A 24103-nucleotide genomic window follows, 5' to 3' on the forward strand; every position below is an offset into this window, starting at 1 on the left:
GGCGCTCGTTTTACCGTACCGGGACAACCTCGTTAAATGACGGTGACCTGGAGAACCGTGGTAGCGCCTTCTTTTCCCTCATCGCTGACAAACACCGAGACAGGGGTCGTAGTCTTTACTTTTCCCGTGACTTCCAGGAAGTAATTGCCATTTTCAGTGGTTATTCGGGTTTCAACAAAGCGAGCCCCGTTACTGTCTTTCGCGCTAGAGCTGGCGTTTAGGTTACCGCTCGAGTTCTCGATTTTCAGGGTTAACGTTTCAGCCTGCTTTATCCCCTGAACAGTTCCGGGAGCGACGCCGTAGAGCGTAGGGGGCTTATTGGTGGATCTGCACTTTTCCAGTTCGCTTGGATTGAAGTTCGCTGCGGCAGCGTTTATGTCATCGATCCATTCTTTTAGGGTTATCAGATTGGCCAGGATCTCTGCCTGCTTTTGTTGATCGGTGGTGGAGACTGTTTTATTGCCAAGGAGGCGTAACTGGGTGGCACCCGCAGTGGCTTGCGCGCTGAGCGTCTGAGTGGAGGGAGCCGGTACGGGTTTTGTCGCTGCAAGGCTGGAGGAGAGCAGATCATATGTCTGCTTTGGGCTCAATTGAAGGTTGGAACGGCGGATATTGGTCGTCGTGACGACACGAGAAACATTCGACGTATAGTGAATTTCGTTGGCATTGATTTTGTTGAGGGCTTCTTCGAAAGCCGGACGGATATAGGTCGCGACAGTGGGGCTTGTATTTTCAAGCCGGGCCATGGCTTTGCGCCCCCTGTCCGCTCCAGGCATGGTGTAGGCCGTGTCGATACACGCCAGTGTCGCGGCGCCATTGAGAAGAATGCTCGCAACGCTCTCGTTGTATAACGCCTGTTGAAATCCGTAAATCGCGCCGCTGCCGGTGGCCAGTGCGGCTATTTGATGGGGGGCTCCGCCAGTAAGAACCTTGTAAGCGCCAAAACCCAGTGTTCCGGCAAGCGCCGTGGTTGCGTACAAGTTGGCATTGCTGAGGGCATTGGCTTCGTCGGTCAGTTCTTGTTGTTTTTTTACGGAGAAATCCCGAGCGCTTAGGGGGGTTTGCTTATCTTGCGTCGGGTCGATGAAGGGCGAGTAATAGGCACAGGAACTAAGCAAGCCACAAACAATTAGAATAAGTGAACGTCCCATGTCTTGGACTCCTGCCTGGATTGTCCAAGGAAAATAGACGCTGCCTTCAGGAATGCAAGCAGATGGCCATCAAGTTGGCGTAATAAGCAGGTTCTTACCGGATTGGTCAGCGTTGACCGCAAACCACTGCATGATCAAGTCACAAGCCAGGTGCGAAGCTGCTGAAGGCTGCAAGCACAAAGCATAAACGCCCCCAGTCTTCAGCGGCTCCCCAAACGGCACTACTAACACCCCACGCTCGATCGACTCTGCCGCCAGCGTCATGTCCGTCACTGCCACGCCCAATCCCCGCGCCGCTGCGTCCAGCGCCAATTCATCAAGGTTGAATGGAATGTGCCGGTAATCCTCCAGCGGCTTTCCCTCATTCGCCGCCAGCCATTCAATCCACGCCTGACGATCGGCCGAGCGATGCAGTAACGGGAAGCGCAGCAACTCGTCGACCGAGCGCGGCGCCCCGGCGAGGGTGGGGGAGCACACTGGCACCAGAGCTTCTTCGAACAGCGTCAGGCAATCCGGATCGCTCGACGCATGCGGCAAGTAAAGAATGTAGGCGTCACTGTCATTGCCCGGCTCAACCACTTCAGTGGCGACGGTTTCTATAGCCAGCGAAATCTCGGGATAAGTCAGATAGAAGTCGCTGAGTTTCGGCAGCAACCAGCGCACCGCCAACGATACATGCATGCGAATGCGGAACGGACGCTTCTGCGGGGCGAGGCGTTCTTCGAGGGACTTTAGTTGTTCAAGGATGCTGCGGGCGCTGGCCAACACCTGTTCGCCTTCTGCGGTCAGGTTCAGGCTGCGGCTGCTGCGGATGAACAGCGCGACATTGAAGTGGTTTTCCAGTTGCTGGATCTGTCGGCTCACCGCGCTTTGTGTCAGGCACAGCGTTTGCGCAGCGCGGGTGAAGCTGCCGCAACGGGCGACTTCTACCAGTGCCTGCAGGGCTTGCAGCGAGGGGACGTGGCGAATTTTATCCATGCGCTTTCAGAATGGCTCGATGATTTTATAGCGTTGGCCGGTGTGCAGAAGACCTTATAGATTCTAGCTCGGGCGGTGATCTTCTTAGGTCGTTCATGCGATTCACGCATGGTGGTCGTTCAGAAGCAAGCCGCAGAACGACAGTCGAATGAGGTGAGGCATGGAAAACGTATGTGGCTGGATCGCGCAGGCCGGCAGTTCGCCGGAACGTGGTCGCTTGAGCGGGGCGCAAAAAGCCGATTGGCTGGTGATCGGCGCGGGGATCACCGGACTCAGTGCCGCACATGCCCTTGCCGATCTGCACCCGCAGGCGCGCATCGTGGTGGTCGATCGACAGCGTGCGGCGCACGGCGCTTCGGCACGCAATTCGGGATTCGTCGTGGCCCATGAGCATCCGGCGCACAGCGAGTTGATCGGTGCGCCGGGTTTTGCCGGGTTTGAAGTCGACACAACGATTTCCCGCGCGGCCAGCGAAGAGGTTCGGCAACGAATCGCCCGCCATGGCATCGACTGCGATTTTCGCGACAGCGGGTATTACTTTGCCGTCAACGACCGCGCCAAACTCGAGCATGTCGACGCCAAACTGGCCACCCTGCGTGCCCTCGGCGCTCGCGCGGAGTTTGTCCAAGGCACGGCGCTGGCGCAAAAGCTCGGCACACCTCACTACGCGGCGGCGATCTGGTGTGGCAACGGCAACGCCCTGTTGCAACCGGCCAGGTATGTAAAAGGTTTACTCAATGCCTTGCCCGGCAATATCACGGTTTACGAAAACACGGATATCACTGGGTTTGAGAGACTTGCGCGGGGACGACTGCGGGCCAACGCTGCGCAAGGCAGCATCGAAGCCCAGCGGATTCTGGTGTGCCTCAACGCTTTTATTCCGCGGGTCGGGATCGTCGACAGCGCGACATTCCCGATGGAACTCAGCGCCAGCCTCACGCGGCCGCTGACCGATCAGGAGTTCAATGCCATCGGCGCGGTAGAACCCTGGGGCGTGCTGTCGACCCGGCCGCTAGGCGCTACGGTGCGCCTGACCCCGGATCGCCGCGTGATGATCCGCAACACCGCCGAATACCGCACGCGCGATCTTTCCAGCAGCGAACTCGCAGTACGTCGTCAGCACCATGTGCGCGGCTTGCGGCGGCGCTTTCCGTTTCTTGGCGAGCACGACATTCAGTACACCTGGACCGGCCACTTGAGTGCTAGCCGCAGCGGTCAGGCGTTTTTTGACCGGGTCGAAGAGGGCGTCTTCGCCGTGGCCGGCTGCAACGGTTCGGGTGTGGCGCGCGGGACGCTATGGGGCCGGCTGCTAGCAGAACTGGCCTCGGGTGTCGACTCGCCACTGCTGGAAGCGGTGATGCAACGCGCTGAACCCGGCTGGCTACCACCGCGTCCGTTTTTCGATATCGGGGCCATGCTTCGCATGCGCGTGGAGGCGGTCAGGGCCAGAACAGAAATCTGAAATTCCGCCTATCGCACAACAACAAAAGCCACTCAATACAGGTGACAGACCATGCGCATCCACCCACTTTCCCTGGCCGTCGCAGTCGCGGCGACGTCGACGGCAGCCTTCGCCGACGAAACCGTGAACATCTCCAACTGGAACAGCTACATCGCCCCGGACACCCTGGCCAACTTCACCCAGACCACCGGCATCAAAACCACCTACGACATTCATGACAGTAACGAAGTGCTGGAATCGAAGTTGATGACCGGCAACACCGGTTATGACGTGGTCAGCCCGTCAAACCACTTTCTGTCGCGCCTGATCAAGGCCGGGGCGATCCAGAAACTCGACAGATCGCAACTGCCGAACTGGAAAAACCTTGATCCGGTCCTGATGCAAAAACTTGAGGTCAACGACCCCGGCAACCAGTACGGTTACCCGTATATGTGGGGCACCGCCGGCATCGGTTACAACGTCGAAAAGATCCGGGCGATCTTCGGCAACACCGATGTCACCCGTTCGTGGAAGCTGTTGTTCGACGAAGACAACATCAAGAAACTCAGCCAGTGCGGCGTAGCGTTCATCGACAACCCGACGCAGGTGTTGCCGATTACCCTCAACTATCTGCGCCTGCCGCCGCACAGCCACGAGCCTGAAGACTACAAAAAGGTCGAGCAGGCCTTGTTGAAGATTCGCCCGTACATTCAGTACTTCCATGCCTCGAAATACATCAGTGATCTGGCCAACGGCAACGTCTGCGTGGTGATCGGATTCAACGGTGACATCGTTCAGGCTGCGGCCAGCGCCAAGGAAGCCAACAATGGCATCGACATCGCGTATTCGATCCCGGATGAAGGCACGACACTGTGGTTCGACATGCTGGTCATGCCGAAGAACGCACCCCATGCAAAGAACGGCTACGCCTACATGAACTACCTGCTTGAGCCGAAAGTGATTGCCAACATCAGCAACAGCATTCATTACGCCAACCCGAATGCTGCCGCCGGTGAATTTCTCAACCCCGACGTGAAGCAGGATTCGGCAATCTACCCGCCGAAAAGCGTGATGGAGAAGTTGTTCACGGTGGAGGAACTACCGGCGAAGATTGCGCGGCTGACGACGCGCTTGTGGACGAAGTTGAAGACCAATACCTGACCGTGAGTGTGGCAACAAGGCGCTGGCAGGGTTGAGGGATTTGCGGTATTGCTTAAGGCGTCGGCACACCGTCGCACTCAAGGAACCCACCATGAAATCTTTGCTGTTGGCAGCGCCGCTGTTGCTTGTAACCGGACTTGCCCACGCTGGCATCCCCATGCTCAACGCTACGTGCCCTGGCAAGATCGAAGTGCACGCCGATGAGGGCGGGCCGATCTACATCAATGGCAAGGAAGGCCAGTTGAAGAAATTCAACGACAACTACTTCGAAGCCAAAGGCGCGGGCGTGACCATTTCCCTGAGCATCAATCCCGACGGTTCGCCTGCGGTGTCGTACACCGGAAAGAACAGGGCCAACGGCATTTGTGAACTGAAGAAAGCCTGATCACGCCACCTGATTACGGCCCGCCGCTTTGGCTTGATAGAGCTGCTGATCGGCGCGTTTGATCAGCGCACTGTGGCTGTTGTCGGCCGGATCCGCCAGGCCGATGCCGATGCTCACCGTCACATTCCCGACCACAGGAAAATCGGCCTCGGCAACCGCCGCGCGAATTTTCTCGGCGACAACTTCCGGGGTGTCGGGCTTGGCGATTTCCGGCAACAGCACAGCGAACTCTTCGCCGCCGTAACGGGCGACGAAGTCGGTGGTGCGCAAGCTGCTCTGAATCAGTTGCGCCAACTGCTGTAGTACCTCATCCCCCACCGCATGACCGTGCGTGTCATTGATTCGCTTGAAGTGGTCGGCATCGATCAGCAGCAGGGAAAACGGGCGTCCGGTGCGGCGGAACAGCAGGGTGTATTCGGTGATTTTTTCATCGAAACGGCGACGGTTGTATACGCCGGTCAAGCCATCGTGAGTCGCCAGGCTCAACAGTTCGGCGTTGGCCTGCGTCAGCGCCGCCGTGCGTTGCGCCACGGTGGCTTCCAGCGAGGCATTGGCCTCTTGCAGTTCGCGCTCTTTACCGAGCAGCGATTGCGTCATTGCATCAATGGATTGCCCGAGCTGGGCAATTTCCCGCACCGGGTGTTGCAGCGGGAATTGCGCGCCGGGTTCTTTGTTCTGCACCTGTCGGGCGGAACGGGCGAGCTGTTCGATCGGGCGGCTCAGGTATAGCGCCAGATAGTAGGCCACCAGGCCGAACAGCACCGCTGCGACTACACCCAGGATCAACAATTTGTACATCAGCAGGCGCGCCGGTTGCAGCGCGGTTTCCAATGGCTGGCGCACGGCAATCGACCACGAGAGCGCCGTACTCGATGGCGTCGGTACGGTGACCATGCTGGTGAGGAAGCCGTTACCCGCCGTCCAACCGTGCAACTTCGAATCAGTCGCCGCCAGTTGCTGGCCCATCAGTGCTTCGGGATAGAGAATCTTGCCATCGTGATCGATGATCAGCGCCTCGATATCCGGCATTGAGTTCTTATGCGAAAACGCCGCCGACTCGACAATGCGCGTCACCCAACTCCAGTGCGCATGGGCACCCAGTACGCCGATCACCTTACCGTCGGCGTTGTGGATCGGCGCGGCGAAATCGATGAAACGCAGCGGTTCACCGTTCGGCAGCCCCGGCAGCATTTTCGCCAGCAGCACTGCTTCATGAGGGTCGCCGGTGTACTCACTGCGTAACCCAGCCTGGAACCACGGCCGTTGTTGCACCGATAGGCCGACCAGCAAGTCGTTCACCGCTTGACGTACCTTGCCCTCGGCGTCGGTGACGCCCATCCACGCATACTCGGTGCGCGCCTGGGTACGCAGCTGCATCGATTTGAGAATGGCCGGGTTGTCCAGATCGCCACGCTCCAGATGCGGCGCGCGGCTGAGCAGATAAACCTCCAACTGGCGTTCGCGCAGTTGTTCACCCAGCAACGATGCCGCCGAGCGCGCCGTGTTGAGCAGCGCATTACCGCTGGCCTGCTTCATTTGTTCAGTGGCGATGTGACCCACATAGAAGCCCACGCTGAGCAGCGTCAGCAGAGATAAACCGGCAAACCAAAGGGTGAGGTGGCTACGCAGACTGGCTTTGAGCATGGGCAGGCGAGGTCTGTTTTGGAGTTGTGGCCGCATGGTATGCGCAATCGGCGGTGGGTGGCCAGTCGGGGAATGGATGGTAGCGGGCAGGAAAAAGCCCGGCTGATCAGGCCGGGCTTTTTCTTGGGATTGCGGTGAAACCGTTGAGTTATGCGACGCGGCGTTCGATCAGACGATCGGAACCGCCTTCGGCAACGCGGCGTTCGAGCAGACGATCGGAACCACCTTCGGCAACGCGGCGTTCGAGCAGACGATCGGAACCGCCTTCGGCCTTCGGCAACTCGGCGTTCGAGCAGACGATCGGAACCGCCTTCGGCAACGCGGCGTTCGAGCAGACGATCAGAACCGCCTTCGGCAACGCGGCGTTCGAGCAGACGATCAGAACCGCCCTCAGCAACACGACTTTCAATCAACTTGTCCGAGCCGCCTTCAGCGACTTGGGTATGTGCCGGGCTGGCGGCAAAAGCGTTAATGGCAAAAACCGAAAAAGCGATGCTGAGAAGGGTCTGGCGTTTCATGATCGTGTGCTCCGGGGTGTTGTTGGTTGGTCTGGAGCCGATGTTACGCCGTGGAGTTTTTATGAGAACTTCATTGACGTGATGGTGAACATCGACCGCAATGATGGTTCACCATTCCCTGTAGGAGCTGCCGCAGGCTGCGATCCTTTGATCTTTCTCAGCGCGACTTCGCCGCCCGAACACACAGCTCACCGGTCGCCCGCGTCAAAGCCAGCTCATGCAGCGCATCGTGGGTCAGGCCACTGCGCGCCTTGGCCAGCCACACTGGGCAATTCGCATTATGGCGATACGGCGCAAAATCGGCGTATTGCTGCAACAGCCGGATTTGCAATTCATCCAGACGCGGGCGGATCTGCTTGCCCAGGTCGGGGCGCGGAGTGTCCGGCGCGGCACCCGCCGCTTGCCATTGCGCGAGCAAACCGTACTGCACCAGTTTATTTGCCTCCATTTGCGCAGCAATCAGTTGCGCCACCTCTTCAGCGTCAAGCTTGCGCTCGGCGGCCAGCGTTCGGGCATTGTCGATGACCTGCGCCTCACGCGGGCTGTCCTGAATCGGCTTGCCACTGTCCCATTTGGTCAGCGCGACGAGGTCGCCGATGTTCAGGCGTTCGTTGAGTGTTTCCAGCAACGGCTTCAACGTTTCGCCGGGCGCGGCGGCGTGAGCGCTGGTGGCGAGCAGGGCGAGTAGGCTGGCGGTCAACAGATTGGCAACGTGCGGCATGAACAGAGCCTCAATGAGAGCAATGGAAGTGGGCAGTTGTTTACCACAGCGCTGAACCGACACCTATAGGTCCGTGCCAATTACACAGGCGTAAGCACCGGCAATAAACACCGATTTGAAATGTTAATTGCGCCCCGCGTGCAACTCGCCGAAGCTATCCTCCATCAGCCCTCCCGCCGTTCGAGATGGACCTCTATTCAATGCAAGCCGCCGCCCAACGCCCACTCTGGCACACCTACCTGCTGTTCCTCGCGCCAATGGTGCTGTCCAATTTTCTGCAATCGATGTCGGGCACGGTCAACAGCATCTACATCGGCCAGATGCTCGGCACCCAGGCGCTGGCGGCGGTGTCGGGGATGTTTCCCATCGTGTTCTTTTTTATCGCGCTGGTGATCGGCCTTGGCGCAGGCGCCGGTGTGTTGATCGGTCAGGCGTGGGGCGCGCGTGAGCCGCACATGGTCAAGGCGATTGCCGGGGCGACGCTGTTGCTGGGCGTATTGATCGGTCTGGTCGCTGCGGTGTTGGGCAGCGTATTCGCGCGGCAGGCGTTGGCGGGGTTGGGGACGCCGGCGGATGTGCTCGACGATGCGGTGGCGTATGCCCATGTGATGATGTGGATCTTGCCGTCGCTGCTGGTGTTCGTGTTGTTCACGCAACTGTTGCGCGGGGTCAGCGATACGCTGACGCCGTTGCTGGCGCTGGTGGTGTCGACCTGCGTCGGGCTGGCCCTGACGCCGGCGCTGATTCGCGGCTGGTTCGGTTTGCCGCAACTGGGCATTCAGAGTGCGGCGTACGCGGGGCTGGCCGGTAACCTGGCAGCGATGGCGTGGCTGGCGTGGCGCCTGATCAGCAAGGGGCACCCACTGGCGCCAGACCGCGAGTTCTTCGCCGCGCTACGTCTCGACGGGGTGATTCTCGGTAAGGTGTTGCGCATCGGCCTGCCGACCGGCGTGCAGATGATTGTGCTGTCGCTGTCGGAGCTGGTGATTCTGGCGCTGGTCAACCAGCACGGCTCGCAAGCGACGGCGGCGTATGGCGCAGTGACGCAGATCGTCAATTATGTGCAGTTCCCGGCGTTGTCGATTGCGATCACCGCGTCGATTCTCGGTGCACAGGCCATCGGCGCCGGGCGACTCGAACGCATGGGGCCGATTCTGCGCACCGGGCTGTTGATCAACGTGTGCCTGACCGGCGGCTTGATCGTGCTCGGCTATCTGCTGTCGCACTGGTTGCTGGGGCTGTTCCTGACCGAGGATTCGACCCGGGCAATGGCTGAGCATCTGCTGCACATCATGCTGTGGAGCCTGTTGGTCTTTGGCTTCCAGGCCATCATCGGCGGGATCATGCGCGCCAGCGGCACAGTGTTGGTGCCGGTGATCATTGCGATCATTTGCGTTGTCGGTGTGCAACTGCCGGCGGCGTACTGGCTGGACGGCCAATATGGTTTGCAGGGCGTGTGGATGGCGTTTCCGGTGGCGTATCTGAGCATGCTGGTGTTGCAGACCCTGTATTACAAACTGGTCTGGCGGCATCAGAAGATCGAGCGTCTGGTGTAGGCGCTGGCGTAACAGTCGGATGTTTGCTTAAGTCAATCGAGGCCTTCGACGGCAAGCCCCGCCTGGAGAATCCGATGTCGATCCGATTACTGCTGGCTGCCGCGAGTTCGCTGTGCGTCGTCTGTGCCGCGCAGGCTGTCGAGTACACCCGCGTCAACACCACCGCCAGTCAGATCAGCTTCACCTACAACCAGATGGGCTCGCGGGTGTACGGCACCTTCGGCAAGTTCGAGGCGACGCTGGACTTTGACACCGACAACCTCGCCGACGCCCACACCTCGTTGCATATCGATCTCACCAGCATCGATGCCGGCAGCGAAGACGCCAACACCGAACTGGTGAAACCGGCGTGGTTCGACACTGAAAAATTCCCCGTGGCGGTGTTCGAATCCAAGCGTTTTACCCAAGATCCAAAAATCAAATATCTTTACTTGATCTACGGCCAGCTCACCCTCAAAGGCATCACCCGTGAGGTTCAGGTACCGGTGGAATTGAAACCGGACAGCGCCATCGGCGTTTTCGACGGTGAGCTGGTGCTCAACCGCGATGAGTTCGGCCTCGGCGCGGGGGAGTGGGCGGACACCGTGGTGTCCAAGGACATCGCCATCAAATTCAAAGTGGTGGCGCCGCAGCAGTGACGCCCGCTGTTGCAATCAATAGGCCCGCCAGTGCCCCGGCCCCCAGCGCCATTGGTCGCCGCCCCAGCGATAGTGCCCGGCAACCCAGTGATAACCCGGTGCCGGCATCACCGGAACGACTTCTACCAGCGGCGGAGGCCGATGCGGACGAGCCGGTTCGACGACGCAACCGGACAATGTAACGGCCACCAGCGTAGCGGCCAGCAGTGCTTTAACGGTTTTACACAGGGTGGTGTCCCCGCAAGAAGTGATGGTCAGGCTGTCGCGCATTCATCGCACCCAATGCCCTTCGACCCAGAACCAGTTTGGCCCGCGTGCCTGCCAGTGCCCGGGTTTCCAGCGCGCGCCGTACCTTACCGGTTGCCAGTGGCCGGGTATCCACACGTAACCGCGTCCTTGCCAGCGCCAATGACCTTGATCCCAGACATAACCAGGACGCGCGCCGGGCATCACTTCCATGCGCATCGGCGGTGGAGCTTGCTGAACGATCACCACCGGTTGCGCAAACACCGGGGCGCTGCTCAGCGCGGCCAGCGTCAACGGCACCAGCAGCAGGGTTTTTCGCCATTTGGACAGGGAACGCAAAACGCTCATGACAACTCCTCAAGGCCTGCGTCGAAAAGTGAACGCAGCTGCAGAATTGGATACCGGATTTGCAAAAGATCCTGTCTGAGACGGATGAAATTTTTGTCAGGGACAAGCCTGTGGGAGCGAGCCTGCTCGCGAAGGCGTCGGGTCAGTCAATTTCTATGTTGAAGGTGCTACTGCATTCGCGAGCAGGCTCGCTCCCACCTTTGATTTCATTGCCAATGCAGGCTGGCTCAGCCCGCAAGGTATGATGTCGCGGTTTTCCGCCGGAGTTCACCTGTCATGCCACGCATCACCCACTACAAATCCCCATGCCCCGAGAGCGTCAACAGCCAGATTCTGCAACTGGTCGTTGACTACCTGACCGACATCAGCGCGGTCGGTCTCGGCCCGAGCAATCTGCTGTACAACGTCTATCAGTACGCGGTTGGCTATGAGGTGCATCTGTATCTGGAAGCGTTGAATGGCGAGAAGGGCACTGACGTCGAGTTGCTGGTGGCCACCGACGAGGATGATCCTGAGCGAGTGATCGGCTTTCTGTTGTACCTGCCGGTGCAGGGCGATTGGGAAGCGTGCAGCGTCGCCTACATGGCGGTTCGCGAAGGGTATCGGCGTCAGGGTGTGGCGCGGGCGATGATCGGCGAAATGCTCGGGCGTTATCCCCACGCGGAACTGGCCTGCACGGTCGGCAAAGTCCCGTACTTCGAAGCGTTGGGCTTTGAGGTGATTGGCCAGCGTGAAACCCAGGTGTTGATGAGCACCCGGCATTACCGCAGCAACGGCCTGCGCGGATTTATCGACACCACGCCGATCTACCGGTCGCTGGAAGTGCAGCAAATCCACACCTATCTGCTGCAGAAAAACGGCAAGCGGGCGATGCTCGACGCAGAGAAACAGCGCGACCGACACCTCGACCAGACCAGCCGCCACACCGAAGAATTTGTCCGGCAGCGCCTGACGCTGCACTGATCCCACGCCGGTAAAAAGCCCTTGCTGTGCATTCCGCAGCAAGGGCTTTTTTGTGCGCGTCATTCAGCCGAGTTTGACGTTCATGGTGATGCGCGCGGTGAACACTTTTTTGCCCTCGGTATCGTGAATATCTACGTTGACGATCTTGTCGCCCTCGCTCTGCCAATCCACGCCCTCACCAATGGCCACCGCCGTTACATCAGTTTTCGCCTTGGCCAGATATTCCACGGTCATGCCTTTGGGGATCCAGCGTGCGCCGGCCGGGATCGACACGTCGGTCATCATCCCGGCGGCGAGTTCTGCGGCGTTGCACATGGCAATCGCATGCACGGTGCCGAGGTGGTTGGTGATCTCACGGCGGAACGGCACCTCCACCGTCGCCGCATTGGCGCGCAACTCGGTCACCAGTGGGTTGATGGTGCTGAAGTACGGCGCGACCTGGCAGGCCATCTGGCTGAAGGCTTGCGGACCTGCGCTGTTGAACATGCTGAGAAACTGACTCATGGAAACGCCTCGTGGAAAGTGATTTTGCAGAATGATGTTCCGTTACGGAATAATATTCTGTAACGGAACGGTATTCTGTCTGCGACAAATCTGTCAACCTGAGCGTGTTTTGTCAGGGGACACGCTGTGGCCCTTCCAACCTCTACTTTCTGGCCGTGAGCAACATGGACACCGCAGACTTACTTGAACGCAGCTACCCCGGCCGCCGTGCCGAACTCAAGCGCGATATCTTTCGCAAGGCGCTGAGCCTGTTCAACGAGCAGGGGATCGAAGCCACCACCATCGAGATGATTCGCGCCGAGTGCGACACCAGTGTCGGGGCGATCTATCACCATTTCGGCAACAAGGAGGGCTTGGTCGCGGCGTTGTTTTTCACCGCGCTGGAGGATCAGGCGAGGTTGCGCGATGCCTATCTGGAGGCGGCGAAAACCACCGAGGAAGGTGTGCAGGCGCTGGTGTTCAGCTACGTCGATTGGGTCGAACGTCAACCGCAGTGGGCGCGCTTCCAGTACCACGCGCGGTTTGCGGTGACCAAAGGTCCGTTCAAAGACGAACTGGCGGAGCGCAACAAGACCCGCAATGTGCGTCTGCGCGACTGGCTGGCGGAATCGGGGCGCGTTGCCGAACTCAAGGCGCTGCCCGCCGAACTGTTGCCGTCGTTGATCATTGGTCAGGCCGACAGTTACTGCCGCGCCTGGTTGGCCGGACGAGTGAAGGGCAGCCCGGCGGATTATCGCGAGTTGCTGGCACAAGCGGCGTGGCGCTCGATCCGCGCCGATTCGCTGTCGGACAGCTGATTTGCGCAGACAAAAAAAGAGCCTCAAAGCTCTTTGATGGGGAGGAAGTAGAGCCCTCGAGGCTCAAGATGCGCATGAAGCAAGGCGCGGGCTTGATTGGGGTTCAGAGCACCCGCGCCTACGCAGTGCTCGAAGAGCGGAGCCACTGCGTGATTCCATCCTAGGAGTGTGCAAGTGGCGGCTCAAGTACCGCCAGTCGCCCTGGCGGCGGCGCGTTCGACCATGGCCAGGATGGTCGCAAACAGTTCGTCACTGGCTTCTTGCGCGCTGATTTCACCGTTGGCGGCCGCGTGCGACAGTGCTTCGGCGGCGCCGAGCATCGCCCGCAATGCGGCCTGGCTGATCTGCCCGCCGCTGGCGTGCGGCGCCAGATCGCGGCGGCATTTTTCAAGGAAGATCGCTTCATATTCGCGCTTTATCTTTTCAAGTTCCGGGGTGCTCGCCAGCGCAGCGATGATCCCGGGGATCTCGTTGCCTTGCAGCATGACGCAATCAACGTACGCCGTGGCAATCACTGAGGCGATACCGGTCAATGTCGGTTCGCTTTGGGCGATGGCGGCGTCCATCAGCACCGTTTGTCGTGCATCGAAATCCCGATAGAGCGCCGCGAGCAATCCGGAGCGCGTGACGAAATGGTCGTACACCACTGGCTTGGTCACCCCGGCGTTTTCCGCCAGATAGCCAAGTGTCAGGGCGTCGGTGCCTTCGGCGCGGATGATTTGCCAGGCTACATCGAGCAATTGGCGCAAGCGGTCCTCGCGCGCCAAGCGACGGCGTGGTTGCGCAGGGGCGTTTTGTTGTGAAGTTTTACCGGTTGACATGCTTATCTACCAAACGTAGCTTACTGTTCGTAACTTACTCTGAGTATATAAGCCTTGGTGAGCAATCACCAACCGGAGAATTGCCATGCACGCCTTGATCGTTGTCGCGCATCACGACCCGCACTCGCTGACCCACAGCGTAGCCACACAAATTGCCGCAAGCCTTGTTCAGGCCAACCCGGCCAACACTTTCGAAATCGCTGATCTCTACGCCGAAGGCTTCGAACCACGTTTCGGCGCTGAGGATTTCGCCGTGCATCACCGCGAGTCCGTGCCGCCTGCAGATGTGCTGGCCGAGCAGGCACGCATCGACCGCGCCGATACCTTGGTGCTGGTGTATCCGGTGTACTGGTGGTCGATGCCGGCACAGCTCAAAGGCTGGATCGATCGGGTGTTCAGCAATGGCTGGGCCTTCGATTTCAGTGGTGACCTCAAGCATGTGAAGCTGCTGCAGCGCCTGCGCGTGCATCTGGTCGGCCTCGCCGGCGCGGATGCACGCACTTACGAGCGCCACGGCTATGGCGCTGCGATGAAGGCGCAGATTGAGCACGGGATTTTCGACTACTGCGGAGCGACGGTGCTGAGTTCGACGTTGTTGCCGGAATCGGAGTTGCGCGATCCGCAGGAGCAATTGGCGGTTGCAAGGGAGCTCGGTAGCCAAATGCTCACATAACCCCTGTAGGAGCTGCCAGCCTTCGGCAGCTCCTACAGTGTTTTTGCGGTGTCAGCGGGCGCCGGGCCAGCCTGATTTTTCGAGGGCTGCGAGCAGGGTTTGCGCATCTAGTCCCGATACGGAATGCCCATTACCTTCGGTGCTGTCACTGGCCAGCAACGCATTGATGATCGCTTCTTCAACCGCCTCGGTCGCGGCCAGAAACAGCTCGCTGATGTGGTCATTGTTGACCATGCGCAAGCCGTCGCAGGTCGGCGCGCCTTTGCCTTCGTAGGCCGCGGGCGGCACGTGAGCGTTGCCGGTGGCGAAGGCGATGAAAATGTCGCCGCTGTGATCCTCGTTGCCGCCGCCGGTTCGCGCCAGACCGAGGCTCGCGCGTTGTGCCAGGCGCGTGCATTGGTGCGGCAACAGCGGCGCGTCGGTGGCCAGGCAGACGACGATCGAGCCCATGCCCGGATGTGGCAACGATGCCCGCAAGAACGGCGAATCTTTCTGTTCCATGTAGCGCCCGACCGGGTAGCCATCGACCCGCAACTCGTTGCGAATGCCGTGATTGGCCTGCACGATCGCGCCCACAGTCCAGCCGCCCTGGGCAGCGTTCAAGCGGCGCGACGCGGTGCCAATGCCACCCTTGAATTCATGGCAGATCATGCCGCTGCCACCGCCGACGGCGCCTTCCGTCACCGGACCGTCGACGGCTGCTGCCAGCGCTTCGGCGACGTGTTCAGGCTGGACATGGAAACCGTTGATGTCATTGAGCAAGCCGTCAAAGGTTTCCAGCACCACCGGCATGTTCCAGTAGAGACGACCGTCGTCGGGTTGCTGCTGGCGATCCAGTGCAATCAAGGCATCGCGCACCACACCGAGGCTGTGGGTGTTGGTGAAGGCAATCGGGCTGGTCAGCAGACCCGCCTCGCGAATCCACTCAAGTCCGGTGGCGTCACCGTTGCCGTTGAGCACATGCACGCCGGCAAAACACGGTTGCTGATTGGTCGAGCCCGGGCGCGGTTCGATCAGCGTGACGCCGGTGCAGATGTCACGCCCGGCGCTGCTGCGCCCGCGCACATTGCTGTGGCCGACGCGCACGCCGGGCACATCGGTAATGGCGTTGAGCGGGCCGGGATGCAGTTGGCCAATGCGGATGTTGAGGTCACGGGCACGAGGTTTCATTGATTTCTGTCTCTCTAAAAAATGCGGAGTTGTGCACTGGCCCTGTGGGAGCGAGCCTGCTCGCAAAGGCGTCGGCACTTTCAACACATCAGTGCCTGAGCCACCGCATTCGCGAGCAAGTTCGCTCCCACAGGGTTTGTGAAATATTCAAAAGGGGGTTACTGGCCGTTCTTGACCTTGCTCCACACTCGCGTGCGCACGCGCTCGGTGGCTTTCGGCAACGGCTCAAGGGTGTACAGCGTGGCCATCGCTGCGGCGGAGGGATACACCGCCGGATTGTCCCGAGTCGCGGCGGCCACCAGCGCTGTTGCCGCGCGATTGCCATTCGGATAAGACAGATGATCACTGACCGGCGCGATCACTTCGGGTCGCAGCAGATAGTCGATAAACGCCAGACCCTGAGGACGATTCGGTGCGTCTTTAAGCAGCACCAGCGTGTCGAACCACACCGGCGCGCCTTCCCTGGGCAGGCTGTAGGCGATCTTCACGCCGTTGTTGGCCTGCTCGGCATTGGTCTTGGCTTCCAGCATCGCCCCCGACCAACCGACCGCCACGCAAATGTTGCCGTTGGACAGGTCGCTGATGAATTTCGACGAGTTGAAGTAAGCGATATGCGGGCGCAGTTTCAGCAGCAGCGCCTCGGCTTTTTTATAGTCTTCAGGGTCGGTGCTGTTGGGTGGCAGACCGAGATAGTGCAGGGCGACCGGCAGCATCTCCGACGGTGAGTCGAGCATCGCCACGCCGCACTGGCCGAGTGTGGCGAGGTTGTCTGCGTTGAACACCAGATCCCACGAATCCACCGGCGCCTTGTCGCCGAGGGCCGCGCGCACCTTGTCGACGTTGTAGCCGATGCCGTTGGTGCCCCACAGATACGGCACGGCGTATTGATTGCCGGGATCGTTGTTGGCCAGTTTCGCCAGCAAGTCGCTGTCGAGATTCTTCCAGCCCGGCAGTTGATCGCGCGGCAGTGGGGCGAGGGCGCCGGCCTTGATCAGCGTCGGCAGGCTGAAATTGCTCGCCACCACCACGTCGTAGCCGCTGCGGCTGGTCATTAGTTTGCCTTCGAGGACTTCGGCACTGTCGAAGGTGTCGTAGACCGGTTGGATACCGCTGTCGCGCTGGAAATCGTGCAGAGTGTTCGGGCCGATGTAGTCGTACCAGTTGTAGACGTGCACGCTCGGCGCGTCGACGGCCATGGCAATTGAGCTGGCGCTGAGACCGGCCAGCAGGCCCAGTTTTATGCTGAGGTTGATACAGCCACGGTGACGACGCATGATGCGGCACTCCTGGCCTGTGCAGGCCGGTGATGAACAGGAGTGCTCAGCCTATCGGGCCGGTCACGCCTGACCCATTCCCATCATGGGTTACTCAAAAGGGGTAGTGCGTGGACGCGTTGTTGCAGGAACTGCCGGTGCATCAAAGCCTGGCGCGGGTATTTGCCGGTGTTGGCCAAGAGGGTTTTTGGCGCGCGCTGGTCGATACGTTGCGGCTGCTGGTGCCACTGGACAACGCGCTGGTGGCGCTGATGAAAGCCGGGCAGGCGCCGCAGTTGCTGATCGACTTCGACAGCAAGGGCCGTCCCGACGAGCAGGAAGAACTGGCCAGTTACAGCGCCGGGATGTACCTGCTCGATCCGTTCTATCAAACCGCCTCGACCGGTATTGCCGACGGCTTGCACAGCCTGGCCTCGGTGGCGCCGGACCAGTTTCTGCACAGCGAGTATTACCTGAGCTACTTTCGTTCGGTGGTGGGCGAGGACGAGTTGCAGTTCATGATCAACGTCGAGGGCGGCGTGCTCGGCTTGTCATTGGGCCGTTCGACGCCGTTCGACATGGCCGAGCAGGGCCGGTTGCTGTGCGTGCGCGATTGGGTGCTGGCGGCGATGCGTCGGCATGTGCAGTTGTTGCCGCCGCAGGGCGCGGTGGCGGAAACGCCGGTCGGGGATCTGGCAACGTTGCTTGACCGCTTCGATGCGCGGCTGACGGTGCGTGAGGTCGATACGGCGCGGCTGATCCTGCAGGGTTTCTCCAGCAAGGCGATGGCCCAGCAAATGGGCATCTCGCCGGAGACGGTCAAGGTGCATCGGCGCAATCTGTATCACAAGCTCAATGTCACCGGGCATGGTGAGTTGTTTGCGCTGGTGTTGCGCCCACCAACTCCCTGATTCACCGCAAAACCTGTGGGAGCTGGCTTGCCAGCGATGGCGGTATGTCAGGCGATGAAGATGTCGACTGCGCCGTCCTCATCGCTGGCAAGCCAGCTCCCACAGGGGGCAGTGGTGTTTGCACGATGGTGGGGTGTCAGGGGGTGCGTTGGAAGACGAGGGCCTTTAGGCCGCTTTCAGGATCAATGTCCGGAAACTCCGGCGGATTCTCCAGCCGCTCTACAAAACGCAGACTCGGCGCTTCCTGCGTCACGCCATCAATCAGAAAGTCCGAACCGAACGCCGGATCATTCATGCACGCCAGCACGCTACCTTGCGCCGTAAGCAATTCCGGCAGGCGGCGCAGTACGCGCTGGTAGTCCTTGGTCAGCAGGAAACTGCCTTTCTGGAACGACGGCGGATCGATGATCACCAGATCATACGGGCCGCTGTTGATCACCTTGCCCCACGACTTGAACAGGTCGTGACCGAGGAAACTGACTTTGCTCAGGTCATGGCCGTTCAAGCGATGGTTGTCGCGGCCACGGCTCAGGGCCGCGCGGGACATGTCCAGATTGACCACATGGCTCGCGCCACCCTCGATGGCTGCCACGGAAAAACCACAGGTGTAGGCAAACAGATTCAATACGCGTTTGCCGTTGGCCTGTTCGCGCACCCAATTGCGCCCGTAACGCATGTCGAGAAACAGCCCGGCGTTCTGCTTGCGGCCCAGATCGACGCGATACTGCAAGCCGCCCTCGACGATGCTCATTTCGTCGATCTCTTCTCCCAGCAGCCATTCGGCGGTGCTCTGCGGCAAATAGCGATGCTGGATCAACAGCGTGTGCGCGCCGGACTGTTTCCATTCGGCAGAATCTGTGAGACCCAGCAGCAACGCTTTGAGATCGTCCAGTTGCTCAGGCGCCGGTTCCTTGAACAGAGACACCAGCACCACGCCTTGCAGCCAGTCCACGGTCAACTGCTCCAGCCCGGCCCAGCAGCGTCCGCGCCCGTGGAACAGGCGACGGGTTTCGCGCGGTGCAGCAGCGAGGGCCGGCAGCAGATGGGCGTGGAGAATGGCGAGGGCTTCAGGGTTCATCAGTCAGGATCGGCAAGCAAAAGGGCCGGCATTTTAACCACAAATACGCCGTCGCGAACGATTGCCTGCGACCGGCAAAAATGGCCTTTCGCAAAAGACCTGTATCAAAAATGAATTTCTGCAGAGCCCGCTGCTCATACCAGTTAAGCAGCGGATTCAAGCCGCTAAATCGTTAATGCAATTCAGGGAGTGCCAGTTCATGAGTCCAACACCGACGCCGAGCGCGCACCTTCCTGGCGGGTTGATTCTGGTGGTTGAGGACGATCCGTTGATTCTGGAGTTTCTCTGCGAAATTCTTCAGGAGGAAGGTTTTGTGGTCGAACCGCGCACCAGCGCGGATGACGCCAAGCTGTATCTGGAAGAGCACGCGCCGGAAGTGGCCTTGCTGCTGACCGACATCACCATGCCCGGCAAAATCAATGGCGCCGGGTTGGCCAATCTGGTCGGCGAACGCTGGCCAGACAAACCGGTGATGGTCATGTCCGGTTATGAAACGCCCGAGACCTCCGGGGTCAAGCATCCGGTGGCGTTCATCAAAAAGCCGTGGGCCATTGGTCAATTGCTCGATTGCGTCGACAGCGCCTTCAAATCCAAGGCACCGCGCCTGCACTGACACGCTGGGTGAATCGGCCGGGCAAGTGCTACATTGCCCGCCCGGTCTTTTGCCAGAGGATGCGAACCTTTGTCTGCTCACGATGCTGTATTTGATCGCGCGTTCGGCGCGTTTCTGTTCGACATGGACGGCACTCTCCTCAACTCCATTGCCGCCGCCGAGCGGATCTGGTCAGCCTGGGCCGTGCGCCATGGCGTCGATGTGGAAGCTTTTTTGCCGACCATTCATGGCGTGCGCGCCATCGACACTATCACCCGTCTGAACCTGCCGGGGGTGGATGCCGAGGCGCAAGCGGCATTCATCACCGAGGCGGAAATCGACGACGTTGAAGGCATTGTCGAGATCCCGGGCGCGGCGAAGTTTCTCCACAGCCTGCCCAAAGATCGCTGGGCGATGGTGACGTCGGCACCACGGGATCTGGCCTTGCGGCGGATGGCGGCGGCGGGGATTCCAGAGCCGGCGGTGATGATCACTGCTGAAGATGTGAAGGCGGGTAAGCCCGACCCGGCCGGCTATTTACTGGCAGCCAAACGTCTTGGTCTGGAAGCGCGTGATTGCCTGATCTTCGAAGACGCCACCGTCGGCATTCAGGCTGCCGAAGCGGCCGGTGCACCGCTGATGATCATCACCACGACGCATCAGCATCCGCTGGAAACGGCCCATGCGACGTTGGCCAGTTATGCTGCGGTGCAGGTCAAGGTCGACAACGACGGCAAACTTCACCTGCAAAAAAACTGACACAACACAGTCCCTGTGGGAGCTGGCTTGCCAGCGATGAGGCCCTGTCAGTCACTATAAATTTGACTGAACTACCGCTATCGCTGGCAAGCCAGCTCCCACAGGGTTAAGTGTTGCCCTGTGGTCAGTAAACCCCCGGCAGCAACCGCCAACTCCGCGCGCAATAAGCGTCATACTCCGCCCCAAACTGCGCCCGCAGCAGGGCTTCTTCCGAGTGAATCCGGGCAATCAACGGGATCAGCGTCAGCGCTGCCAGTATCAGTCCGACCACCGAACGAAACGCCAGCGCCCAGCCCACGGCATTGATCACCAACCCCAGATAACTCGGATTGCGCAGCCGTTGGTAAATGCCATCGGTGACCAACCGGTGCCCCGGCTGTATCGCCACCAACCCACTGAAACGCCGCCCCAGCACAAACACCGGCCACAATCGCAGCGCGCCACCGACGATAAACAGCAACGCGCCGAGCCAGCGCACGCCTTCACCGCCTACCGTCCAGAAATTCACCCGATCGCAATAGGCCGGCAAGAAACCACTGACCAGCCCGATCACTCCAAACGCTGGAATCACCCAGCGGTTGGCGCGGTCTTCACGCTCGCCAGCACTCAGGTTGACCTCACTGAACAGCGAAGCAATCACCATCGCCACCGTCGCCAATGCCACGATCACCAGCGAACCGTGGGAAAAGAACATCGCCACACCGCCAATGCCCCACACGGCTAGGCCGAGGTAGGCAAGTGTGGCGAGTACCGCAACGACGGTCATTTGTGCGGACATTTTCATGGTCACCTCACGGCTGGGGGCGTATCCGTTGAGTGTAGAACGCCCGAGGGCAATGGTTGTGGCTGCTGGCCTCATCGCGGGCAAGCCCGCTCCCACAGGGATTTGCGGCGTACACAAAGTTCAGGCTCACCCATGAACCTGTGGGAGCGGGCTTGCCCGCGATGAGGCCCGTTCAGTCAGCGGAAATCTCATTACCTGTCAAAACGGTGCGGAAAGTCTCGACCAATGGCCGCAAATTGATCCGGTGCCACGCCGCCCACAACGGCGTGGTCAATGTCAGCCACGGCAGTTCACGCAACACCACCCCCGGCGGGGCGTTATGGCTCAGGCCTTTCTGGATCATCGCAATCCCCAGCCCCGACGCCACCAACCCCAATGCAGTAAACGGCTCGCTCGCCTGCATGCGCACATCCGGGGTGAAGCCGGCGCGGATGCAGGCGCTGGCAAACTCATCGTTGGCATCCTGACGCGGTTGCACGCCGATCCACTCCTGAGCGGCCAGATCCTGCGGCTTCAACGCAGCCTGCTGCGCTAACGGATGATGTTCCGGCAACGCCAGCAGCATCGGCTCATCCAGCACCTGAAAGCCCAACAGATCAGGATCGTCATCGGTCGGCGGCTCGCTCACCAAGGCGATATCGAGGCTACGCTGACGCAGGCCTTCCAATTGCTCGGCGGAACTGAGGTTGTACAGCGCGACGTGCACATTGGGACGATCCGCGCGCAACACGCGCAAGGCATTGGGCAGCACGCCGGCGTGCATGGCGTTCTCGATATAGCCGATGCACAAGCCACCTTCTTCGCCGCGACCCAGGCGTTTGCCGAGGGATTCCAGGCGATTGGCGTGGGTCAGCAGGGCGCGGGTTTCGGCAAGAAAAGTCTGGCCGTCGCGGGTCAGGCGAATCCGTTGCTGACTGCGCTCGAACAGCGTCAGGCCCAGGCGTTCTTCGAGCTGGGCGATCTGCCGGCTCAGTGGCGACTGGGAAATATGCAGCCGTTCGGCGGCGCGGCCGACGTGTTCTTCCTCGGCGACTACAACGAAGTAGCGCAATTGGCGGATATCGATCATGTCAGACCTGTAGGGACTCAAGTGCTGCGCATTATGTCTTGGACGGTCTCAGTGTCGCAATCTAGGATCTGCTCAACGGTCAAACAGACCCAGAACCTATCGAGGAAAAACCCATGAGCTTGAAAGACAAACTGCCCGGCCAGCTGGGCTTCGGCACCGCACCACTGGGCAACATGTTCCGCGCCATCCCCGAAGACGAAGCGCAAGCCACCGTGCATGCCGTGTGGGATGCCGGCGTGCGTTACTTCGACACTGCGCCGTTCTACGGCTCCGGTCTGTCGGAGATCCGCCTCGGCGAAGCCCTAAAGCAATACAAGCGCGACGACTACGTGCTGAGCAGCAAGGTCGGCCGGGTGATTCTCGATGAAGTCGAAGACGCCGCGGCCCGCGATCTCGGCGAAAAAAGTGGTGTATTCGAACACGGTCGCCCGAACAAGATCGTCAATGACTACAGCGCCGACGCGACTATGCGTTCGATCGAAGACAGCCTCAAGCGCCTGCAAACCGATCGCCTCGACATCGTCTGGGTGCACGACATCGCTCAAGACTTCTATGGCGATCAATGGCTGGAGTACTTCAACCAGGCCCGCACCGGCGCATTCAAAGTACTGACCCGCTTGCGTGAAGAAGGCGTGATCAAAGGCTGGGGTCTGGGCGTGAACAAAGTCGAGCCGTGCGAACTGACCCTCGACCTCAGCGAAGCGCAGCCGGATGGTTTCCTGTTGGCCGGTCGCTACACGCTGCTCGATCACGAACGCCCGCTGCAACGCTTGATGGATTCGGCGCTGGCGCAGAACGTTGAGATCGTCGTCGGTGGCCCTTATAGCTCAGGAATTCTGGCCGGTGGCTCGCACTTCGAATACCAGCAGGCCAGCCCTGAGATCATCGCCAAGGTCGAGCAGATCAAACGCATTGCCGCCGCCTACAACGTTGATATCAAAGCCGCCGCATTGCAGTTCTCGCTGGCCAATCCAGCGGTCGCTGCGGTGATTCCCGGCGCGAGCAAACCCGGTCGAATCGCTGAAGATGTCGCGGCGTTATCCGCGATCATTCCTGCCGGTTTCTGGCAAGCCATGCGCGACGCCCAACTGGTTTCCGAACGTGCACCATTGCCAATCGATGAGGTGAAAGCATGAAGATTGATCTGAGTGGAAAACTGGCCATCGTCAGCGGCAGCACCGCCGGCATTGGTCTGGGCATCAGCCAGTCGCTGGCTGAATCCGGCGCCACAGTGGTGGTGATCGGTCGCGATGCCGCCAAGGTCGAGCAGGCGCTGGCGAGCATTCGCGAGAAGGTGCCGGGCGCGCAATTGCGCGGCTTGACGGCCGATCTGGGCACCGCCGAAGGCGCGCAGAAACTGTTCGCCGCCGAACCGCGCGCGGACATTCTGGTGAACAATCTCGGCATCTTCGACGCCGTGGATTTCTTCGAAGCGCCGGACAGCGAGTGGACGCGTTTCTATGAGGTCAACGTGATTTCCGGCGTGCGCCTGTCTCGGCATTACGTGCCGGCGATGGTCGAGCAGGGTTGGGGGCGGGTGATTTTCCTGTCCTCGGAATCCGGCGTCGCCACACCGGCCGACATGATCAATTACGGCGTGACCAAAAGCGCCAATCTGGCAGTGTCCCACGGTCTGGCCAAACGTCTGGCTGGCACCGGGGTGACGGTCAATGCGATCCTGCCGGGGCCGACCTTCACCGATGGCCTTGAAGACATGCTCAAGGATGCCGCCGCTGAATCCGGGCGTAACCTGCGCGATGAAGCCGACGCCTTTGTACGCAAGGCCCGCCCGACCTCGATCATCCAGCGCGTGGCGGATGTTGAAGAGGTCGCGCATCTGGTGACCTACATTGCTTCGCCGCTGTCCTCGGCCACCACTGGCGCCGCGTTGCGCGTCGATGGCGGCGTGGTCGACAGCCTGACTATCTGAATTCTGGAGAGA

At 60.2% G+C, this 24103-nt stretch carries 26 protein-coding genes and 1 pseudogene; 13 read left to right on the forward strand and 14 right to left on the reverse strand.

Annotation, left to right across the window (positions count from 1 at the left end):
• Positions 1–32: 32 nt before the first annotated feature.
• Both M5G26_RS24705 and M5G26_RS24710 read right to left on the reverse strand, forming a co-directional pair.
• Positions 33–1151 (reverse strand): hypothetical protein, encoded by a 1119-nt coding sequence (locus M5G26_RS24705; protein WP_273916709.1) that lies wholly within the window; start codon positions 1149–1151, stop codon positions 33–35.
• A gap of 69 nt (positions 1152–1220) precedes the next feature.
• A complete protein-coding gene (locus M5G26_RS24710; protein ID WP_273916710.1) occupies positions 1221–2129 on the reverse strand; it encodes a LysR substrate-binding domain-containing protein in 909 nt (302 codons plus the stop codon).
• Between the two features lie 160 nt (positions 2130–2289).
• Between M5G26_RS24710 and M5G26_RS24715 the strand changes: the two genes are divergently transcribed.
• The 3 genes from M5G26_RS24715 (at position 2290) to M5G26_RS24725 (ending at position 5116) form a co-directional block, all read left to right on the forward strand.
• The gene (locus tag M5G26_RS24715) at positions 2290–3591 is read left to right on the forward strand and encodes an NAD(P)/FAD-dependent oxidoreductase (RefSeq protein ID WP_273916711.1); all 1302 of its coding nucleotides are present in this window, start codon (positions 2290–2292) and stop codon (positions 3589–3591) included.
• 51 nt (positions 3592–3642) lie between these two features.
• A complete protein-coding gene (locus M5G26_RS24720; protein ID WP_273916712.1) occupies positions 3643–4731 on the forward strand; it encodes a polyamine ABC transporter substrate-binding protein in 1089 nt (362 codons plus the stop codon).
• A 91-nt stretch (positions 4732–4822) separates the two neighbouring features.
• Positions 4823–5116: a hypothetical protein gene (locus M5G26_RS24725; RefSeq protein ID WP_273916713.1), complete on the forward strand. Its 294-nt coding sequence runs from the start codon at positions 4823–4825 to the stop codon at positions 5114–5116.
• Here M5G26_RS24725 and M5G26_RS24730 read toward each other — a convergent pair whose 3' ends face one another.
• The 3 genes and pseudogenes from M5G26_RS24730 to M5G26_RS24740 form a co-directional block, all read right to left on the reverse strand.
• Entirely contained in the window at positions 5117–6760 is a 1644-nt protein-coding gene (locus M5G26_RS24730) for a sensor domain-containing diguanylate cyclase (protein WP_273916714.1), read from the reverse strand.
• 148 nt (positions 6761–6908) lie between these two features.
• Positions 6909–7278: pseudogene (locus M5G26_RS24735) on the reverse strand (hypothetical protein).
• Positions 7279–7435: 157 nt separating this feature from the next.
• A complete protein-coding gene (locus M5G26_RS24740) occupies positions 7436–7999 on the reverse strand; it encodes a chorismate mutase (protein ID WP_273916715.1) in 564 nt (187 codons plus the stop codon).
• 200 nt (positions 8000–8199) lie between these two features.
• Between M5G26_RS24740 and M5G26_RS24745 the strand changes: the two genes are divergently transcribed.
• Positions 8200–9555 carry an MATE family efflux transporter gene (locus tag M5G26_RS24745; protein ID WP_273916716.1) on the forward strand — a complete coding sequence of 452 codons (1356 nt, stop codon included), beginning with the start codon at positions 8200–8202 and terminating at the stop codon, positions 9553–9555.
• A 74-nt stretch (positions 9556–9629) separates the two neighbouring features.
• Positions 9630–10193 carry a YceI family protein gene (locus tag M5G26_RS24750; protein ID WP_273916717.1) on the forward strand — a complete coding sequence of 188 codons (564 nt, stop codon included), beginning with the start codon at positions 9630–9632 and terminating at the stop codon, positions 10191–10193.
• Between the two features lie 15 nt (positions 10194–10208).
• On the opposite strand, the gene M5G26_RS24755 is transcribed toward M5G26_RS24750, so the two are convergent.
• Both M5G26_RS24755 and M5G26_RS24760 read right to left on the reverse strand, forming a co-directional pair.
• Positions 10209–10463 carry a YXWGXW repeat-containing protein gene (locus M5G26_RS24755; RefSeq protein ID WP_443218397.1) on the reverse strand — a complete coding sequence of 85 codons (255 nt, stop codon included), beginning with the start codon at positions 10461–10463 and terminating at the stop codon, positions 10209–10211.
• Positions 10464–10787 carry a YXWGXW repeat-containing protein gene (locus tag M5G26_RS24760; protein WP_007908150.1) on the reverse strand — a complete coding sequence of 108 codons (324 nt, stop codon included), beginning with the start codon at positions 10785–10787 and terminating at the stop codon, positions 10464–10466. It lies immediately after the preceding gene.
• Positions 10788–11063: 276 nt separating this feature from the next.
• On the opposite strand from M5G26_RS24760, the gene M5G26_RS24765 reads away from it, so the two are divergent.
• Positions 11064–11750, forward strand: coding sequence for a GNAT family N-acetyltransferase (locus tag M5G26_RS24765; RefSeq protein WP_273916718.1), 687 nt, complete (start codon positions 11064–11066; stop codon positions 11748–11750).
• Positions 11751–11813: 63 nt separating this feature from the next.
• Here M5G26_RS24765 and M5G26_RS24770 read toward each other — a convergent pair whose 3' ends face one another.
• A complete protein-coding gene (locus M5G26_RS24770) occupies positions 11814–12254 on the reverse strand; it encodes a hotdog fold domain-containing protein (protein ID WP_273916719.1) in 441 nt (146 codons plus the stop codon).
• Between the two features lie 164 nt (positions 12255–12418).
• Here M5G26_RS24770 and M5G26_RS24775 point away from each other — a divergent pair, with 164 nt between their 5' ends.
• Positions 12419–13051 (forward strand): TetR/AcrR family transcriptional regulator, encoded by a 633-nt coding sequence (locus tag M5G26_RS24775; RefSeq protein WP_273916720.1) that lies wholly within the window; start codon positions 12419–12421, stop codon positions 13049–13051.
• A gap of 182 nt (positions 13052–13233) precedes the next feature.
• Here the strand turns inward: M5G26_RS24775 and M5G26_RS24780 are convergent, their stop codons facing one another.
• Positions 13234–13872: a TetR/AcrR family transcriptional regulator gene (locus tag M5G26_RS24780; protein ID WP_273916721.1), complete on the reverse strand. Its 639-nt coding sequence runs from the start codon at positions 13870–13872 to the stop codon at positions 13234–13236.
• Between the two features lie 85 nt (positions 13873–13957).
• Here M5G26_RS24780 and M5G26_RS24785 point away from each other — a divergent pair, with 85 nt between their 5' ends.
• The gene (locus tag M5G26_RS24785; protein WP_273916722.1) at positions 13958–14545 is read left to right on the forward strand and encodes an NAD(P)H-dependent oxidoreductase; all 588 of its coding nucleotides are present in this window, start codon (positions 13958–13960) and stop codon (positions 14543–14545) included.
• A gap of 51 nt (positions 14546–14596) precedes the next feature.
• On the opposite strand, the gene M5G26_RS24790 is transcribed toward M5G26_RS24785, so the two are convergent.
• Positions 14597–15715, reverse strand: coding sequence for a DmpA family aminopeptidase (locus tag M5G26_RS24790; protein ID WP_273916723.1), 1119 nt, complete (start codon positions 15713–15715; stop codon positions 14597–14599).
• 158 nt (positions 15716–15873) lie between these two features.
• On the reverse strand, positions 15874–16989 hold the full coding sequence (locus M5G26_RS24795; protein ID WP_273916724.1) for a polyamine ABC transporter substrate-binding protein: 1116 nt from the start codon (positions 16987–16989) through the stop codon (positions 15874–15876).
• A 110-nt stretch (positions 16990–17099) separates the two neighbouring features.
• Between M5G26_RS24795 and M5G26_RS24800 the strand changes: the two genes are divergently transcribed.
• Positions 17100–17879 carry a helix-turn-helix transcriptional regulator gene (locus M5G26_RS24800; RefSeq protein ID WP_273916725.1) on the forward strand — a complete coding sequence of 260 codons (780 nt, stop codon included), beginning with the start codon at positions 17100–17102 and terminating at the stop codon, positions 17877–17879.
• A gap of 136 nt (positions 17880–18015) precedes the next feature.
• Here the strand turns inward: M5G26_RS24800 and M5G26_RS24805 are convergent, their stop codons facing one another.
• The gene (locus tag M5G26_RS24805; protein WP_273916726.1) at positions 18016–18957 is read right to left on the reverse strand and encodes a class I SAM-dependent methyltransferase; all 942 of its coding nucleotides are present in this window, start codon (positions 18955–18957) and stop codon (positions 18016–18018) included.
• Between the two features lie 199 nt (positions 18958–19156).
• On the opposite strand from M5G26_RS24805, the gene M5G26_RS24810 reads away from it, so the two are divergent.
• Positions 19157–19570, forward strand: coding sequence for a response regulator (locus tag M5G26_RS24810; protein WP_134176603.1), 414 nt, complete (start codon positions 19157–19159; stop codon positions 19568–19570).
• 69 nt (positions 19571–19639) lie between these two features.
• Positions 19640–20308: an HAD family hydrolase gene (locus tag M5G26_RS24815; protein ID WP_273916727.1), complete on the forward strand. Its 669-nt coding sequence runs from the start codon at positions 19640–19642 to the stop codon at positions 20306–20308.
• Between the two features lie 124 nt (positions 20309–20432).
• Here the strand turns inward: M5G26_RS24815 and M5G26_RS24820 are convergent, their stop codons facing one another.
• Complete coding sequence (locus tag M5G26_RS24820; protein ID WP_273916728.1) at positions 20433–21092, reverse strand: methyltransferase family protein; 660 nt, start codon at positions 21090–21092, stop codon at positions 20433–20435.
• A gap of 172 nt (positions 21093–21264) precedes the next feature.
• On the reverse strand, positions 21265–22161 hold the full coding sequence (locus M5G26_RS24825; RefSeq protein ID WP_273916729.1) for a LysR substrate-binding domain-containing protein: 897 nt from the start codon (positions 22159–22161) through the stop codon (positions 21265–21267).
• Positions 22162–22274: 113 nt separating this feature from the next.
• Here M5G26_RS24825 and M5G26_RS24830 point away from each other — a divergent pair, with 113 nt between their 5' ends.
• Positions 22275–23297, forward strand: a complete 1023-nt coding sequence (locus M5G26_RS24830; RefSeq protein WP_273916730.1) for an aldo/keto reductase — start codon at positions 22275–22277, stop codon at positions 23295–23297.
• The gene (locus M5G26_RS24835; protein WP_038365236.1) at positions 23294–24091 is read left to right on the forward strand and encodes an SDR family NAD(P)-dependent oxidoreductase; all 798 of its coding nucleotides are present in this window, start codon (positions 23294–23296) and stop codon (positions 24089–24091) included. Before M5G26_RS24830 ends, M5G26_RS24835 begins: the two co-directional genes overlap by 4 nt.
• Positions 24092–24103: the final 12 nt, after the last annotated feature.

This window comes from Pseudomonas sp. TNT2022 ID642 (assembly GCF_028656995.1).
Lineage (GTDB): Bacteria > Pseudomonadota > Gammaproteobacteria > Pseudomonadales > Pseudomonadaceae > Aquipseudomonas.

Coding starts and splice junctions, on each gene's coding strand:
- M5G26_RS24790 (WP_273916723.1), bottom strand. CDS start 15,715: ATGAAACCTCGTGCCCGTGACCTCAACATCCGCATTGGCCAACTGCAT.
- M5G26_RS24810 (WP_134176603.1), top strand. CDS start 19,157: ATGAGTCCAACACCGACGCCGAGCGCGCACCTTCCTGGCGGGTTGATT.
- M5G26_RS24785 (WP_273916722.1), top strand. CDS start 13,958: ATGCACGCCTTGATCGTTGTCGCGCATCACGACCCGCACTCGCTGACC.
- M5G26_RS24820 (WP_273916728.1), bottom strand. CDS start 21,092: ATGAAAATGTCCGCACAAATGACCGTCGTTGCGGTACTCGCCACACTT.
- M5G26_RS24705 (WP_273916709.1), bottom strand. CDS start 1,151: ATGGGACGTTCACTTATTCTAATTGTTTGTGGCTTGCTTAGTTCCTGT.
- M5G26_RS24755 (WP_443218397.1), bottom strand. CDS start 10,463: ATGCGCGACAGCCTGACCATCACTTCTTGCGGGGACACCACCCTGTGT.
- M5G26_RS24775 (WP_273916720.1), top strand. CDS start 12,419: ATGGACACCGCAGACTTACTTGAACGCAGCTACCCCGGCCGCCGTGCC.
- M5G26_RS24730 (WP_273916714.1), bottom strand. CDS start 6,760: ATGCTCAAAGCCAGTCTGCGTAGCCACCTCACCCTTTGGTTTGCCGGT.
- M5G26_RS24740 (WP_273916715.1), bottom strand. CDS start 7,999: ATGCCGCACGTTGCCAATCTGTTGACCGCCAGCCTACTCGCCCTGCTC.
- M5G26_RS24770 (WP_273916719.1), bottom strand. CDS start 12,254: ATGAGTCAGTTTCTCAGCATGTTCAACAGCGCAGGTCCGCAAGCCTTC.
- M5G26_RS24780 (WP_273916721.1), bottom strand. CDS start 13,872: ATGTCAACCGGTAAAACTTCACAACAAAACGCCCCTGCGCAACCACGC.
- M5G26_RS24795 (WP_273916724.1), bottom strand. CDS start 16,989: ATGCGTCGTCACCGTGGCTGTATCAACCTCAGCATAAAACTGGGCCTG.
- M5G26_RS24765 (WP_273916718.1), top strand. CDS start 11,064: ATGCCACGCATCACCCACTACAAATCCCCATGCCCCGAGAGCGTCAAC.
- M5G26_RS24830 (WP_273916730.1), top strand. CDS start 22,275: ATGAGCTTGAAAGACAAACTGCCCGGCCAGCTGGGCTTCGGCACCGCA.
- M5G26_RS24745 (WP_273916716.1), top strand. CDS start 8,200: ATGCAAGCCGCCGCCCAACGCCCACTCTGGCACACCTACCTGCTGTTC.
- M5G26_RS24825 (WP_273916729.1), bottom strand. CDS start 22,161: ATGATCGATATCCGCCAATTGCGCTACTTCGTTGTAGTCGCCGAGGAA.
- M5G26_RS24710 (WP_273916710.1), bottom strand. CDS start 2,129: ATGGATAAAATTCGCCACGTCCCCTCGCTGCAAGCCCTGCAGGCACTG.
- M5G26_RS24805 (WP_273916726.1), bottom strand. CDS start 18,957: ATGAACCCTGAAGCCCTCGCCATTCTCCACGCCCATCTGCTGCCGGCC.
- M5G26_RS24725 (WP_273916713.1), top strand. CDS start 4,823: ATGAAATCTTTGCTGTTGGCAGCGCCGCTGTTGCTTGTAACCGGACTT.
- M5G26_RS24760 (WP_007908150.1), bottom strand. CDS start 10,787: ATGAGCGTTTTGCGTTCCCTGTCCAAATGGCGAAAAACCCTGCTGCTG.
- M5G26_RS24715 (WP_273916711.1), top strand. CDS start 2,290: ATGGAAAACGTATGTGGCTGGATCGCGCAGGCCGGCAGTTCGCCGGAA.
- M5G26_RS24750 (WP_273916717.1), top strand. CDS start 9,630: ATGTCGATCCGATTACTGCTGGCTGCCGCGAGTTCGCTGTGCGTCGTC.
- M5G26_RS24720 (WP_273916712.1), top strand. CDS start 3,643: ATGCGCATCCACCCACTTTCCCTGGCCGTCGCAGTCGCGGCGACGTCG.
- M5G26_RS24835 (WP_038365236.1), top strand. CDS start 23,294: ATGAAGATTGATCTGAGTGGAAAACTGGCCATCGTCAGCGGCAGCACC.